This is a genomic window from Saccharopolyspora spinosa NRRL 18395 (genome assembly GCF_000194155.1).
GTDB lineage: Bacteria > Actinomycetota > Actinomycetes > Mycobacteriales > Pseudonocardiaceae > Saccharopolyspora > Saccharopolyspora spinosa.
This window is the reverse complement of sequence record NZ_GL877879.1, coordinates 431,446-446,436: the sequence shown is the minus strand read 5'-3', so window position 1 is coordinate 446,436 and position 14,991 is coordinate 431,446. Positions and strand designations below refer to the sequence as shown.

The 14,991-nt window shown below is 70.5% G+C and carries 10 protein-coding genes and 1 pseudogene; 2 read left to right on the top strand and 9 right to left on the bottom strand.

What is annotated here, in order from left to right; genetic code table 11:
* Together SSPN_RS60080 and SSPN_RS0121175 are read right to left on the bottom strand one after the other, a co-directional pair.
* A pseudogene (locus tag SSPN_RS60080) lies at window positions 1-1,434 on the bottom strand (hypothetical protein); the annotation flags it as partial.
* An 839-nt stretch (window positions 1,435-2,273) separates the two neighbouring features.
* A complete protein-coding gene (locus tag SSPN_RS0121175) occupies window positions 2,274-5,129 on the bottom strand; it encodes an AfsR/SARP family transcriptional regulator (RefSeq protein WP_010308365.1) in 2,856 nt (951 codons plus the stop codon).
* 322 nt (window positions 5,130-5,451) lie between these two features.
* On the opposite strand from SSPN_RS0121175, the gene SSPN_RS0121170 reads away from it, so the two are divergent.
* On the top strand, window positions 5,452-6,486 hold the full coding sequence (locus SSPN_RS0121170; protein ID WP_010308362.1) for an ADP-ribosylglycohydrolase family protein: 1,035 nt from the start codon (window positions 5,452-5,454) through the stop codon (window positions 6,484-6,486).
* A 153-nt stretch (window positions 6,487-6,639) separates the two neighbouring features.
* Here SSPN_RS0121170 and SSPN_RS44870 read toward each other — a convergent pair whose 3' ends face one another.
* The 5 genes from SSPN_RS44870 to SSPN_RS0121145 all read right to left on the bottom strand — a co-directional run bounded on the left by SSPN_RS44870 (window position 6,640) and on the right by SSPN_RS0121145 (window position 11,267).
* A complete protein-coding gene (locus tag SSPN_RS44870; protein ID WP_010308360.1) occupies window positions 6,640-7,149 on the bottom strand; it encodes an ion channel in 510 nt (169 codons plus the stop codon).
* 145 nt (window positions 7,150-7,294) lie between these two features.
* Window positions 7,295-8,173, bottom strand: coding sequence for a metal ABC transporter permease (locus SSPN_RS0121160; RefSeq protein ID WP_010308357.1), 879 nt, complete (start codon window positions 8,171-8,173; stop codon window positions 7,295-7,297).
* Window positions 8,170-9,015 (bottom strand): metal ABC transporter ATP-binding protein, encoded by an 846-nt coding sequence (locus SSPN_RS44865; protein ID WP_010308355.1) that lies wholly within the window; start codon window positions 9,013-9,015, stop codon window positions 8,170-8,172. Before SSPN_RS44865 ends, SSPN_RS0121160 begins: the two co-directional genes overlap by 4 nt.
* A 3-nt stretch (window positions 9,016-9,018) precedes the next feature.
* The gene (locus SSPN_RS0121150) at window positions 9,019-9,978 is read right to left on the bottom strand and encodes a metal ABC transporter solute-binding protein, Zn/Mn family (RefSeq protein WP_010308354.1); all 960 of its coding nucleotides are present in this window, start codon (window positions 9,976-9,978) and stop codon (window positions 9,019-9,021) included.
* Between the two features lie 194 nt (window positions 9,979-10,172).
* A complete protein-coding gene (locus SSPN_RS0121145) occupies window positions 10,173-11,267 on the bottom strand; it encodes an ABC transporter ATP-binding protein (RefSeq protein ID WP_010308352.1) in 1,095 nt (364 codons plus the stop codon).
* Window positions 11,268-11,452: 185 nt separating this feature from the next.
* On the opposite strand from SSPN_RS0121145, the gene SSPN_RS0121140 reads away from it, so the two are divergent.
* Window positions 11,453-12,553 (top strand): LacI family DNA-binding transcriptional regulator, encoded by a 1,101-nt coding sequence (locus tag SSPN_RS0121140; RefSeq protein WP_010308351.1) that lies wholly within the window; start codon window positions 11,453-11,455, stop codon window positions 12,551-12,553.
* Window positions 12,554-12,679: 126 nt separating this feature from the next.
* Here the strand turns inward: SSPN_RS0121140 and SSPN_RS0121135 are convergent, their stop codons facing one another.
* Both SSPN_RS0121135 and SSPN_RS0121130 read right to left on the bottom strand, forming a co-directional pair.
* The gene (locus tag SSPN_RS0121135; protein ID WP_010308350.1) at window positions 12,680-14,404 is read right to left on the bottom strand and encodes a polyamine aminopropyltransferase; all 1,725 of its coding nucleotides are present in this window, start codon (window positions 14,402-14,404) and stop codon (window positions 12,680-12,682) included.
* Between the two features lie 7 nt (window positions 14,405-14,411).
* Window positions 14,412-14,828 (bottom strand): DUF350 domain-containing protein, encoded by a 417-nt coding sequence (locus SSPN_RS0121130; RefSeq protein ID WP_010308348.1) that lies wholly within the window; start codon window positions 14,826-14,828, stop codon window positions 14,412-14,414.
* Window positions 14,829-14,991: the final 163 nt, after the last annotated feature.

Below are 14,991 nucleotides of genomic sequence, written 5' to 3'. Positions count from 1 at the left end.
TCTCCCGCTCGGCGGCCCCTCGGGCGGCGGCCCGGGAGCGGCCGGAGGGCGCGGCGGCGGGCCACCCAGCGGAAGCGCCGGGCTCCCGACCGGAGGCGACGCAGGGGAACGCGGCGGTTCCGCCATCGGCGGACCGTCGACGGGCGGAGGCCCGGCGAGCCGAGGCCCGTTGGGCGGACCGGCGTGCGGAGCGGGAGCGTCGCGACGCGGCTCGGGCGGAGCCCCTTCGTGCCGGCGTGGGCCGAGCTGCGGCAACTGGCCGCTCGGCGGACCGACCTGAGGCAGCGGACCACTCGACGGACCCGTCGGCCCAGCGTCACGCCGCGACGGACCATCCGGCCCAGGCAGCGGAGCGTCCTGCCGGGGCGCGCCTGCCTGCGGCGGCGGACCGCCCAACAGACCGTCGTGCGCCTGCGGCGACGGGCCGCCTTGCGGCGTCGGGGCGTCAGGGCGCAGCAGTTCCTCCGGCTCGGGCACCAGCGGGCCGTCCAACGGCTGTGGGCCCACCTGAGGCGGTGGGCCGCTCGACAGACCACCCGTCGGCCCGGCATCGTGCCGCATCGGTCCGTTCGGCCCGGGCGGCGGAACGTCGCGGCGCGGCGGACCAGCTTGCGGCAAGGGACCGCTCGGCGGACCGACCTGCGGCGGCGGACCGCTCAACAAGCCGTCGCGGATCGGCGGCAGCGGACCACTCGACGGCCCGGTTTCGCGCTGCTGCGGCGGGCCTTCGGGCTCCGGCGGCGGGACGTCGCGGCGCGGCGGACTGGCCTGGGGCGGCGGGCCACCCAGCAGGCCGTCCCGCACCTGGAGCGGCAGGCCACCCAAGCCGTCCTGCACCTGGGGCGGCGGACCGTCCAACAGACCGTCGTGCGCCTGCGGCGGCGGACCATCCTGGAGTAGCGGCTGAGGCGGCGGGCCGTCCTGCGGCGGTGCGGGCGGGAGCAAGCCGCTGAGGCCGCCGACGAATCCGGTGGGGCGCTGCGGCACCGGTTCCGGTTCGAGCGAACCGGACAGTTCGGCCGCCGGTTCCGGTCGGGCCGGGGGTTCGTCGAGCCCGCCGAGGTCTCCGGAGAGCGCCATTCCGCCGCTCGGTGTCTTCAGTGCTTCGGGGCGGTCGGGCGCTGGCGCCGGTCGGCTGTCCCTGCGCTGCTCGTGCTCGAAGCGATCGGTCAGCTGTTCGGTGCGCTCCCAGAGCGCGAACGGGTGCGGTTCTGCTGCAAGCGCAGCGAACTCGCCCCTCAAGTCCAAGCGCTGCGGACGCGGGGCGGGTCGTGGCCCGCCTGGCGCGGGCGGTCCGGCTGGCGGCACCTCACCGCCGAGCGAGCCGCGCATCGGCGCGTCCGCTCGGCGTCGTCCTACCGGACCACCGGCCCGCTGTTGCGCGTCGAAGCCCGCTGGCCCCGGCGCGGACGCCGGATTCTGCGGTGACGTCACGGTTCCCCCAGGTATTCGGGACGGCTGGAGCGGCGCGCGGCATCCGTGCGGCCCCGGGCGGCGGGCGCACTGGAACCGACGCGGTGGAGCATGCTGCAGTTCCCCAACTCAACCGACCGCGATGACGCGAAAGGGCGGACGACACTGCGTCTCACCGAACGCACACCGACCTGCCACCTGCATCGATCGCGACATCGCGGGCCCCCTCGCTACTTCTGTTACCGCCGAAGGACAGTAGCAGCTGCCGTTCACCCGTACCGGTGTTTTGAGGAATAGCCATCCAGTTACCCCCGCGATGCTGGAAAAGTGCGGAGCGGCAACGAAAAACGCGATGGACGTGCCGTACCCGGGCGAATCGGGCAGATTGCTAGACCATTCCGTGCCGTTAATCACTGGAGTGGAACCGGCATTGGCGTAGGTAGCTGTTCGAGCGCCAACGCATGAGCGTGTGGGTACAGCTGCCGAAGGCCAGCTGTTTGATCTTTGCCTTTGAAACGGCGAAGCCGCCGTGGCCGTCCTCGCGAGAGGTTCCGCTACCCGCCCCGCCACGCAGAACGACCACGGACACCGGCAACAAGACGAAGTGCGGACCTTCGGCCGGATCACCCACTCCCGCAGCCGAAAGCCCGCACTCACCCCCAACGTCCATTCGGGAGAACTATCCCGAATGTCAAGTCCCCCCTTGCCGCCCCGGCCAGCCACGAGTGCCGACCGGGGACGACCGGGACGACCGGGCGACAATCCCCCCTTGGACTCCCCCCAGAGCCGCCCGTTCGTGCGAACCGTGCAACGGCTTGATCCGCACGCAGATGAAGTTCCCAGCGCGCGCTACACACCCGCTAAACGTCGGCTAAACGCCCCTCAGCAGGCGGCCGGGAGAGATCTTCCAACCGCTCGCGGACCTCCGCCGCGCGCGGCGAGCCCTCCGCCTCGAAGATCGCCAGCGCGGTGTCCCAGCGGGTCCGGGCCACCTGCTGGTCGCCGCGGGACCGGGCGGCGTCGCCGAGACCCAGGTACGCCGACGCCTGCCGCATCGCGGAGCCACACTTCAGCGCAACGTCCAGCGCCTCGTGATGGAAGCGCTCGCCGTTGGCGATCCGGCCCAGCTCGATGCTCACTTCGCCGCAGTTGTTCAGCACCATCGCCAACGTCTCCAGATCGTCGGCGTCCCGGTACAGCGCTTCTGCCTCGCGCAGGTGCGCCAGCGCCTCCTCCAGCTCGCCGTTGACCTGCTCCACCATCGCCAGGTTGTTCAGCGCACCGGCCACGAAGTACCGGTCACCCAACGAACGGTAGACCCAGAGCGCGTCCTGGCAGTGCACTTTCGCTTCTTCGTAGCGCTTCAGGCGGAACAGCACGCTGCCCATGTTGACCTGGGTCATCGCCAACCGGGCGGTATCGCCGGTCTGCACCGCTACCCGGTATGACTCGTCGTAGTGCGCCAGCGCCGCGTCCAGCTGGCCCGACCGCGAGCACGCCACCCCGAGCCCGGCCGACATCAGCAACTTGCCCGCCGGGTTGTCCACCGCGCGGGCCGAGTCGAGCCCGTCGGTGTAGATCCGGATCCAGTCCTCCCAGGGGCAGCGCACCATCAGGTAGTTGAACTGCAGGCGCACCAGCGGCCAGGCGAGGTCGTGCATGCCTTCCGCGTTGGCCGCCCGGACCGCGGCGACCAGGTTCGGCCATTCCGCGTCGAACCACTCCAGTGCCTGGGCGCGGTCGGTGATCTGTGGCCGCGGCACCTCGGTGCCGCTGGAGAAGTCCAGTTCGTCCCGGGCGGGACGGAGGAAGCGGCGCGCGTGGTCGGCGGTGACGAGGTAGTGGTTCAGCAACCGGCGCAGCGCCTCGGTGGCGATCGAGCTCGGCGCGGCGAGCAGGTCTCGGGCGTAGACGCGCAGCAAGTCGTGCATGCCGAACCGGTCCGGCTCGGGCTCGGTGACCAGGTGTGCCAGCGCCAAGGCCCGTAATCGCCGCTGCGCGCTGTGCGGATCGGTGTCGCACAGGGCGGCGACCGCGTGTGCGGTGAAGGTGTGGCCGGGCACGAGCCCGAGCAGCCGGAAGGTGTCGGCGTGCACCGGATGCAGGCTCCGGTAGGAGATGTCGAAAGCGCGGCGGACGCTCGTATCAGCATCGTCGATGTCCAGCGCGTGCAGCCGGTTCCGCTCATCGGTCAGCTCGTGCACCAGGTCGGACACGCCGCGCGCCGGATTCGCCGCGAGCCGCGCCGCTGCGATGCGCAGCGCCAGCGGCAGCCCGCCGCACAAGTCCGCCAACTGGGCCGCGGCGGCCGGTTCGGAGGCTGATTTGCCGGGCACGCCCGCCCGGTCGAGCAATTCGATCGCGGTCTCGGTCGGCAGCGTTTCCAGCGGCAGCACCCGGGCTCCGCTGCGCACCACCAGCCCGTCCAGCCGCCGTCTGCTGGTGATCAGCGCCAGCGATTCAGCGCTGCCCGGCAGCAGCGGCCGCACCTGCTCCGAGTCGCGCGCGTTGTCGAGCAGCACCAGAACCCGGCGCTTCGCCAACAACGACCGGTAGAGCGCAGTGCGGTCGTCCAGCTCGACGGGGATCGTATTCGCCGCGACACCAAGCGCCTTCAGCATGCTGGTCAACACTTCGCCGGGCGTCAGGGGCTCGCGCTCCGAGTCGAAGCCGCGCAGCGACGCGTAGAGCTGACCGTCCGGGAACTCGTGCTCGACGCGGTGCGCCCAGGTCAGCGCGAGGGCGCTCTTGCCGACGCCTGCGGTGCCGGTCACCACGGCGAGCAGGCTGGAGCCTTGTTCGCGCTCGGCCAGCATCGTGTCGAGCGCGGCGAGTTCGCGCTGTCGGCCGACGAACCCGGCTGGGGCTGGGGGCAGCTCCGCCGGGATCGGGCGCCGGATCCCGAACCCGGGTTCCGGCCGGCGCTGCGGATGGCGCAGTGCCGGGTCGTCGCGGAGCAGCCGCTCGTAGAGTTCGCGCAGCTCAGGCCCGGGATCGAGGCCGATCTCGTGGGATAGCCGACGGCGCAGGTCGTGGAAGCGGGACTGCGCCTCGGCCCGGTGCCCCGCGCGGTAGTGGGCCAGCATCAGCTGGCCGGTGAGCCGCTCCCGCAGCGGGTGGCGGTCGACCAGGGTGGACAGCTCCAGCACCAGCTGGTGGTGGAGGCCGAGGTCCAGGTCGGCGGCGATCCGCTCCTCCAGCGCCAGCAGCCGCAGCTCGTCCAGGTTGGGCGCGACCATCCTGTACAGCCGGCTGCTCGCGATGTCCGAGAGCACCGGGCCCCGCCACAGCGTCAGCGCCTCGGCCAGCACGCGCGACCGCGCCGCGGGTTCCATGCCGTGCGCGCGGTTGATCAGGGTTCTCGCGCGGTGGGCATCGATCCGGTCGCTGTCGACCCGCAGCAGGTAGCCGGGCGGGCGGGTGACGATCTCGGCCTGTTCGCCTGCGGCCCCGAAGAGCTTGCGCAGCCTGGAGACGTAGCCGTGGATTATGGTGCGAGCGCTGGCCGGCGGCTCGTTCTCCCACAGCGTGTCGATCAGCCGGTCCATCGACACGACCTGGTTCGGCTCCAGCAGCAGGCAGGCCAGCAGGGCGCGGACCGGGGCGCCGCCCAGCGGCTGCGCGACGCCGTCGGCGCGCACCTCAAGAGGACCGAGCAGGCGGAATTCGAATCCCGCTCCCGGCACCTCGGTAGAGCTGTCGTGCCCCGCCATCATCCCCAAATCCGACTCTCGCTCATGTTTTTGTTGAGCCTTCAGACAGTCTCGACCAAGGCGCACACCGAGTCCACACCCCGGAGAACCCGCCCGGCGGCACGCCCACCTCCCAGAACCGGACACACCGTAACGATCATCGGCCGAGCGGAGACCGATCACCGCCCCGCGATTCACCCCAATGGAGCTATGCCCGATTCCTCCCGGGGCGTCCCACCCGGGCCCGTTCTTGCGGTGAACGTCTCCCGATGAGCCAACACGCCAAGTAAAGTCGGGGACACGCCGATCACTCATACGAGGACACTGTGGAAGGAGAGCCCACCCCGTGCCCACGCCGTCCACAGTGGTCGATCGCGCGGTGGCCTGCCTGCTCGGCGGGGCGCTGGGCGATGCGCTCGGCAGCCCGGTCGAGTACGCGCAGCTGGACGACATCCGCGCCGAATTCGGCCAAGCAGGCGTCGCCGAACCACCACCTCAGGCCCTGCTGGGCGACGCCACGCAGATGTCGCTGTTCACCGGCGAGGGCTACCTGCACGCCTGGACAACAGGCAACAACGGCGGCGACTGGCGTCCGGTCGAGTCGACCGCCGCCGCCTACCGCCGGTGGTTGACCACCCAGCAGGAACACAAGCCGCAGGCCGGTGCGACCGGCCTGATGGCCGAGCCCGAGCTGTACGCAGGCCGGGCCCCCGGCCTGACCAGCCTGCGCGCGCTGCAAGAACCCGAACTCGGCACCCCGGACCGGCCGCAGAACAGCTCCAAGGGCTGCGGCGGCGTGGACCGCAGCGCGCCGCTCGGCTTCTCGCCGACCGCCGAGATGGCCTACCAGCTGGCCTGCCAATGCGCGGCGCTCACCCACGGCGGCGTCGGCGGCTGGGCCTCAGCCGGGGCGCTGGCGCTGATCGTGCACCTCGTCGCGGTGCAGCAGCGGAAGCTGCCGGCAGCTATCGACCAGGCGGCGGGCCGCGTGCTGCGCGAAGACGCCGAGACCGCCGCGGCCCTCGCGGAGGCATCGACGCTGGCGCGGCTGGGTGCGAGCGTCGGGCACATCGAGCGGCTAGGACAGGGCTGGATCGGCCCGGAGGCGCTGTCCATCGGCGTCTACTGCGCGCTCGCGCTGCCGAAGCCCGACCAGTTCACCGCCGCCCTGCGGCTGGCGGTCAACCACTCCGGGAACAGCGACACCACCGCGGCCGTGACCGGCAGCATCCTCGGCGCCCGCCACGGCACGGCGGTCCTGCCCCGCTCGTGGTTGGCCCGGCTGGAACTGGCGGACGTGATCGAGCGCATCGGCCACGACCTCGGAGCGTCCTGCACAGGCAAGAAGTTCAACGAACGCCGCTACCTCGGCCTCACCTGACCGGCGAGCCCGGGCCGCCCTCGCCGACCGGTTCGCGGCGAACGGACCGTTCACCGCGATAGACGACGCAAACAGGCCGTTCACCCCACCCAACACGACCGGTCGGCGGCGAACGGGCCGTTCACCGCATAGGCGCGAGGCCGAAATCACACCTCAGGGTGCCTTGGGGCGGCTCGCCCTGGCCCGGACGACAGCGACTGCCGCGGCCAGGAACCCGATGTTGAAGGTCATGTGCACTGCGGCGACCGCGCGGGCGAACTCGGATACCGCGTGCACGTCGCCGAAGCCGACGGTGCTGGTGATCGACAGCGAGAAGTAAAGCGCGTCGGTTTTCGTGCGCAGCGCCGCGATCGAGCCGGGATCGTGGGCGGCCAGTCCGAAGTAGACGGCCGCGAAGAACAGCACTGCCAGGTACAACGACGCGACGACACCGGCTATCGAGCTCCCGTGGCGCGCGCCCTCGATCCGGAAGCGGCGCACCTGGAACATGATCAGCGCGGAGATCGCCGTCAGCCCGAGGGCGAAGATCACGACCGCGTTCACGGTGCCGAAGAGCCCGAACCTGCCGGTCGGCAGCAGGTAGTAGACGACGGTGCACGCCGCCACCGCACCCAGCGACGTCGCCAGGTTGATCAGGACCCTCTGCTGGCCGCTCCCAGGCACGAGCGCCAGCTTCGGCCAACACCAGGCCCGCCGCCATTCGGGTCTCGTGCCCGGCGCACCGGCCCAACCCGCATTTTCAACGAGCGTTTTCCAACCCCTTCTTGCGTTGCGGACCACGTGACGGCAGTTTCAATTGAAACTGCCGTCAGGCACCGGCCGGGATCCGGGACAGACGGCGGAGGCGGCGGTTGCCGACCACCCGGCACACCAGGTAGATCACGAACGAGATGATCGTGACGAAGGCGCTCACCGGGGCCCCGGGCGCCAGCGACAGGACAATGCCGCCGAGCACCGCCACCTCGGCGAACACCACGGCCAGCACCGTCGCCTTGAGCGGGCTCGCGGTAACCCGCGCCGCCGCAGCCCCCGGCGTCACCATCAGGGCAAGCACCAGCAGCGCGCCGACGGTGTAGACGCCCAGCGCCGTCGCCACGCCGACCAGCACCGCGAACAGCGGGGTCAGCACGCGCGCCGGAACGCCGCGAGCTGCCGCGACATCCGGGTCGACGCTGGCGAACAGCAACGGCCGGTACACGAAGGCCAGGACTACCAGGACGAGCGCCGCGCAGCCGGCCAGCAGCAACACGTCCGCGGAATCGACGCCGACGATCTGCCCCACCAGCAGGCTGAACTTGTTCGCGGTCCGCTCCGGGTTGAGCCACAGCAACAGCACGCCGACGCCGAGCCCGAAGGACAGGATCGCGCCGATCACCGAGTCGCGTTCGGTCCCGCGCTGGCCCAGCAAGCCGAGCAGCAGCGCGGCGGTCACGGCTCCGGCCAGCGCCCCGACGCCGACACCTACGCCGATCAGCAGCGCTGCGGCGGCACCGGTGAACGCGAGCTCGGCGGTGCCGTGCACGGCGAAGGACATCTTCCGAGCGACTACGAGCGGCGCCAGGCAGCCGGACACCAGGCCGAGCGCCGCCGCGGCCAGCAGCGCCTGCTGGACGAACGGGTAGCCGAGCAGGTCGACCGTGGTGGAGAAGTCCAGGACCTTGCCCAGCGCGTCGATGAATGCGTTCACGCCTTTTCCGCCTCTTGCACGTGGTGGTCGTGGTCATCGGTGCCGGCGACCACCAGCCGCCCGCCGACGCGGGCGACCTCGACGTCGGTGCGGTACAGCTCGGACAACGTGGCGGAGTTCATCACCTCGTCCGGCGGGCCGATCCGGAACCGGCCGTCCACCAGGTAGAGGACCCGGTCGACCAACGGCAGCACCGGGTTGATCTCGTGCGTGACGAACAGGACCGCCGCGCCGCTCTGCCGGGCCTGGTTCGCGATCAGCCTGCTGACCTTGCGCTGGTGCGCGATGTCCAGCGACAGCAACGGCTCGTCACACAGCAGCACCGACGGGTCGCTGACCAGTGCCTGCGCCACGCGGAGCCGCTGCTGCTCGCCGCCGGAGAGCAGGCCCAGCGGCATCCGCGCGTACTCGGTCGCCTCGACCGCGCGCAGCGCCGCGGCCACCCGCCGCTGGCGCTCGCGGCGGCCGCGGAGACCCGTGCCCCAGTGGTGACCGTCCAACCCGAGACCGACCAGGTCGCTGCCCCGCACCATCACGGTGGCGTCCAGCGCCCGCTGCTGCGGGATGTAGCCGATCCGGTTGCTGCCGCGACGTGCCGGCGCGCCCGCGATCTCGACGCTGCCCGTGGAGAGCTGCTGCAAGCCCAGCAGGACCCGTAGGAGGCTCGTCTTGCCGGAACCGTTCGGCCCGAGCACCGCGAGGAACTCGCCGGGCGCGACGTCGAGGTCCAGGCCGGACCACAGGACGCGCGAGCCGTACGAGAGCTCTGCGCCGCGCAACCGCACGGCTGGCGCGGTGCTGGTGGGGGCGAGGACGGGCTCGGTCTCGGATTTGGCGGTCATATCTCAGCGATTCTGGTTCAGGGCGGTCTGCAACGCCGTGATCTGGGCGTCCATCCACTGCACGTAGGTCTTGTCCTGCGGCAGCGTCTCGGTCATCTCGACGACCGGGATCTGATTCTGCTCCGCGGCGGTGCGCACGTTGCGGGTGACGGGTGATTCGGTCTGCGGGTTGTAGATGATCACCGCGGCCTGCTTGGCGTTCACCGCGTTCTGGATCGCGGCCACCGCGGCCGCGGACGGGTCGGTCTCGGCCTCGATGGCGTTGACGAACTCGGGCGGCGTGATGTCCTGCAGGTTCGCGGCTTCCACCAGGTAGTGCGCGACGGGCTCGGTGACGATCACCTGCTTGCCCCGGTTCTGGTCACCCAGCTCGCCGACCCGCCCTTGCAGTTTGCCGATCTCCTCCGCGAACCGGCCCGCGGCCTGGCCGAACTGCTCGGCCTTGGCCGGCTTGAGCTTGCTCAGCTCGGCGTTGACCTGGTTCGTCACCTGCTCCACCACGTGCAGGTCGTACCAGACGTGCTCGTTCACCGAGTGGTCGTGGCCTTCGTGCCCGCCGTGTTCCTCGTGCCCGCCCGCTGGCTCGCCCTCGTGCTCGTCCTTGACGGCCTCGATGGTGGGCTTGCCCTGGCCGCTGTTGCCGAGGATCCGCTCCATGAACTCGTCGTATCCACCGCCGTTGAACACCACCAGGTCCGCGTCGGTGACCTTCGCGGCGTCCTGCGGGGTGCTCTCGTAGGAGTGCGGGTCGGCGTTGGGATCGCTGATGAGCGGTTCCACCTCGACGTCGTCGCCGCCGACTGCCTGCACCACGCTGGCCCACACGGTGGTGGACGCGACCACCTTGATCTTGTCGCCGGTGCCCGGGCCCGCCTGCTCTCCGGTGCCGCATGCGGTCAGGGCGAGCGCGGTTGCGGCGAGTCCGGCCAAGGCGGTGGCGGCAGAGCGACTGCGGACGGTCATCGGATGCACTCCTCGGTGGTCGGCCCCTTGCGCAGCAGGCTGACGGCTATCTGCGAATGGTAACGGAAACCGTTGTCAACTACAGTCTAAGCACGATTCCGCACGACATTCCACCGACCGGGTTAATTCTGTTGCGCACGCAACGACGCCCCCGCCGGGACCAGCGGGGGCGTCGATCAACCGATCGCCTGCGACTAAGCGACCAGGCGATCTCCGGTCTCGGGGTGGAAGAGGTGGATCTCGCTGTGGTCGCGCAGCGCCACGGTCACCTTCTGGCCGAGCGCGGGCGGGGTCCGGCCGTCGGCACGGACGACGAAGCGCTCCTGCGAGCCGTTGACGTCGATGGCGCCGTGGATCAGCGCGTCGGCACCGAGCTCCTCGACCAACTCGACGGTCATCGACATCCCGCCGCCGTCGCTGGAGGTCAGCGACAGCGCTTCGGGGCGGACGCCGAAGGTGACCTCCTTGAGGTCCCCGGCGGCGGCGACAGCCTCGCGCGGCAGCGGGATCGTGGTCCCGTCCAGCACCGCTCCGGCACTGGTCAGCGGCACCGTCTTCAGGTTCATCGCCGGCGACCCGATGAAGCTCGCGACGAACGCGTTGGCCGGGTTCTCGTACAGCTCGCGCGGGGTGGCGACCTGCTGCAGCAGCCCGTCCTTGAGCACCGCCACGCGGTGCCCCATAGTCATCGCCTCGACCTGGTCGTGGGTGACGTAGATGGTGGTGGTGCCCAGCCGCTTCTGCAACGCGGCGATGTTGGCGCGGGTCTCCACGCGCAGCTTGGCATCGAGGTTGGACAGCGGCTCGTCCATCAGGAACACGCTGGGCTCGCGGACGATCGCGCGCCCCATCGCCACCCGCTGCCGCTGACCGCCGGAGAGCGCCTTGGGCTTGCGGTCCAGGTACTTCTCGAGGTCGAGCATCTTCGCCGCCTCGGTGACCTTCTGCTTGATGACGTCCTTGGGCGTCTTGCGCAGCTTGAGCGCGAAGCCCATGTTCTCCGCGACCGTCATGTGCGGGTAGAGGGCGTAGGACTGGAACACCATAGCGATGTCCCGCGACTTCGGCGGAGTGTTGGTGACATCGTTGCCACCGATGGTGATGCCGCCCTCGTCGACGTCCTCCAGGCCCGCGAGCATCCGCAGCGCCGTCGACTTACCTGACCCGGACGGGCCGACCAGCACCAGGAACTCACCGTCGGCGACGTCCAAGGCCAGCTTGTCGACGGCCCGAACGGGCGGGCTCCCCTGGTAAACGCGCGACGCGTTGACGTACGCAACCTCTGCCATCTGTGACACCTTTCACGGATTTGTTCACGAAAAAAGTAACCGCAAAATCGCTCGAGGTCAGCCCCTCGAATGAACCAACTCGAAGAGTGATCACACTACGTCGCTCCGTGTTCACTTTCGAACGTGAGTGGGATATGCATCATGCTCACTTCACCGAGGGGTACTGAACCGTTACGGTTCCTCACATGGCGCGGTCAACGAATGCCCGGCGGCCTGCGACGCTCGCCTCGCTCGCTGCAGAACTCGGGGTCTCCCGGACCACGGTCTCGAATGCGTACAACCGTCCGGATCAGCTCTCCCCGGAGCTGCGCAAGCGAGTCCTGGAGACCGCTCGCCGGCTGGGTTACCCGGGACCGGACCCGGTGGCGAGGTCGTTGCGGACCAGGAAGGCGGGCGCGGTCGGCCTGCTGCTCACCGAGAACCTCTCATACGCCTTCCGCGACCCGGGCGCCGTGGGCTTCCTCGAAGGGCTCGCGCTGGCTTGCGAAGACGCCGGCCAGGGTCTGCTGATGATCCCGGCGAGCCCGGAACGCGAGGACGTGGCCTCGGTGCACCGCGCCGGGGTGGACGGGTTCGTCGTCTACTCCGTCCCCGAGGACGACCCGCACCTGGCCGCGGTGCTCGAACGGCCGGTGCCGGTGGTGGTCTGCGACCAGCCGCGCCTGGACAACCTGGACTGGGTCGGCCCGGACGACGGGAAGGCCATCAAGACCGTCGCCGACCACCTGATCAAGCTCGGGCATCGCCGCATCGGCGTGCTCTGCATGCGCCTGGCCCGGGGCCGCAACGACGGCCCCGCGTCGGTGCAGCGGCAGGCCAACGCCAGCTTCCACGTGCAGAAGGCCCGGTTGACCGCGCTGGCCGAGGTGTTCAGCGAAGCCGGGGTGGACTGGACGAAGGTGCCGGTGGTGGAGCGCTTCGACCACACCACGGCGTCCGGGGCGTCGGCGGCGGCGCAGCTGCTGGAGATCGAACCGGAGATCACCGCGATCGTCTGCACCTCCGACATACTGGCGCTCGGTGCGCTCAGCGAGGCCCGCAACCGCGGCCTGCGGGTTCCGGAGGACCTGACCATCACGGGCTTCGACGGCATCCCGGACGCGGAGCGGGCGGGCCTGACGACGGTGCGCCAGCCGTGGCTGGAGAAGGGCCGGGCCGCCGGGCGGCTACTGCTGGAGACCAGCGAGCCGGGCCGCCCCCGCCACATCCAGCTGGAGACCCAGCTGATCACCGGAACCACCTCGGCGCCGCCCCGCTCCGCCGAAGAACGCTGGTTCGGCCCGTAAACCCAAGGGTTCCCGCACCTCTGGCCCCGTGAGCACGTTTCGGTGCTGCGGGGGGCGACGAGCTGCAACTTCTGCTGGCAACGGCTGGAGAGGTCAGCAGGTCAGTAGTTCTTGGCGGTCAGCGGGTCAGTAGTTCGCCCATTCGCCTTGGGCGTACTCGAGGATCGTCGGGTGCATCAGCGTCGACGGCTCCATGCCGGGGATCCGGGTGCGGTCCGGCGGGAACGTCGCCGCCGCTTGCAGGGTTTCCTCGTCCAACGAGCGCAGCGGCGGGACATCCGCGGGCAGCCGGAGTGGCGGCGCGCCCGGTGCGGCGAGCGGGTTTCCGTCCTCCTGGTGGGTTTCCGCAATTTCCATTGAAATCGACGGGCCGATTTCCATTGAAATCAACGGGCCGATTTCCATTGAAGTTGCGGCCCCGGTCGCGACGGGCGTCGAGTCGGGCTTCGCGCTGGCCAGGTGGAAACCCCACTCCCCGAAGCTGGGGACGGTGATCTCGTACGGCACCGTGCTCAGGCCCGCCGCTCGCATCGTCGACTCGATGCACCAGAACGCCTTCGGCGCGAAGAACGGCGACCCCGACTGCACCACCATCCGCGCATCGTCCGACATCGCCTGCCGGGCCAGCCCGTAGAACTCCGTCGAGTACAGCTTCGCCGTCGCCGTCGAATCCGCGTCGGGCATGTCCACGAGCACCACGTCGTAGCGGTCGCGGTTGTCCCGCAACCAGCTGAAGGCGTCCGCTGCGACCGCCCGCACCCGCGGATCGGCGAAGGCGTTCTTGTTCAAAGTGGACACTCGCGGGTCGGTGCGCGCCAGCTCCAGCACCGCCGGGTCCAGTTCCACCAGGGTGACCTCGCGGACGTCCGGGTACCGCAGCAGCTCCCGCAGCGCCAGGCCGTCGCCACCACCCAGCACGAGCACCCGCTCGTGGGGCCCGGCCATCGCCGGATGCACCATCGCCTCGTGGTACCGGTACTCGTCCATCGAGCTGAACTGCAGGTCCCCGTTGAGGTACAGCCGGGTGTCACGGTTCCCGCCCAGCGACAACGACTCGGTCAGCACGATGTCCTGGTACTGGGTGCGTTCCGAATGCACCACCGGGTCCGCGTACAGCGCCTGGCGCGCGGTGATCTCGAAGTCGTCGGCGAACGCATAAGCCCCGAGGAGCAGGCCGCCGACCAGCAAGGATGCACCGGTCAACAGCAAGGTGGCGCGCTTGGACAGCTCGCGGCGGAAAACGGTCAGCACCAGCCCGAGCCCGGCGGCGGCGTTGACCATGCCGACCAGCAGCGCGCCCTGCACCTGCCCGAACAGCGGCAGCAGCAGGAAGGGGAACGCCAACCCGCCGACGAGTCCGCCGACGTAATCGGCCGCGAACAGGTCGGCGACCGCGGAACCCGCGTCCTGCCGCCGAATCCGCTGCAACAGCACCATCAGCAGCGGGATCTCGGCACCGATCAGCACACCGAGCACCAGCGCCATCGCGATCAGCGCCGGCGTGTAGAGGCTCAGCCACGCGAACGCGGCGTACAGCCCGAGCACGCTGAGCCCGCCGAGCAGCGCGAGCAGCAGCTCTATGCCAGCAAACGCCGGGGCCGCCCAGCGCTGCAGGGGTTTCGCGGCGAGCGCGCCGACGCCCATCGCGAACACCATCAGCGACAGCACGATCGAGGCCTGCCCGACGGTGTCGCCGATGAGGTAGCTGCCGAGCGCGACCAGCGCCAGTTCGTAGACCAGGCCACATGCGGCGCAGATGAAAACCGCCACCAGCACCGCGGTCCGGGCGAACCGACCGCGCGGCTTGCCGGTCTCGACCGGTCCGGCAGCGGGCTCGGCGCTCACCGACACGCGCCGCTCACCAGATCGCAGCGGCGATGATCACCGCGATCACGACGTGCGCGGTCGCCGACACCCACGTCGCCGGGTGAATGTTCGGGGAGGCGAGCTCGTCGCCCAGCTTGCCGGGGGTGACCAGCAGGAACGACAGGCTCATCAGGACGAGCCCGAGGATGCCGTAGGCGAGGGTGCCGATCAGCCCGGCGATCAGGTCGTTGGCGCTGGCCGCGATCGCGGTGGTCAGGATGATGCCAACCCCCAGCAAGCCGGAGACCAGCAGCAAAGCCGCATTCGGGTTGCGGTGGACCCAGATCAGGTCGCGGAGCTTGCCCGGCGTGGCCAGGTCGACGAGCACGTAACCGAGCGCCATCATCGCCACGCCGATCACCCCGTAGGCGACCGCGGCGAGCAGGCCGGCGAGCAGGTCCTGGAGCAAGGTGAGGCCCTTCTGGTGTCGTGGTCGGTGCGATCAGCGTCGGGGGCCCGCCGGCGGCGGTCCCTGCGGTGGAGGTGGCGGCCACGGACCACCCGGCGGCCCGGGCGGTGCCGGCCAGCCCGGCTGCGGCCCCGGTCGGGGCGGGGCCGGCCCCCCCCCGGGG

Bases quoted from the DNA above. Each gene is read 5' to 3' on its own strand.
- SSPN_RS0121145 (WP_010308352.1), bottom strand. From the start codon at position 11,267: ATGGCAGAGGTTGCGTACGTCAACGCGTCGCGCGTTTACCAGGGGAGC.
- SSPN_RS0121175 (WP_010308365.1), bottom strand. From the start codon at position 5,129: ATGATGGCGGGGCACGACAGCTCTACCGAGGTGCCGGGAGCGGGATTC.
- SSPN_RS44865 (WP_010308355.1), bottom strand. From the start codon at position 9,015: ATGACCGCCAAATCCGAGACCGAGCCCGTCCTCGCCCCCACCAGCACC.
- SSPN_RS0121150 (WP_010308354.1), bottom strand. From the start codon at position 9,978: ATGACCGTCCGCAGTCGCTCTGCCGCCACCGCCTTGGCCGGACTCGCC.
- SSPN_RS0121140 (WP_010308351.1), top strand. From the start codon at position 11,453: ATGGCGCGGTCAACGAATGCCCGGCGGCCTGCGACGCTCGCCTCGCTC.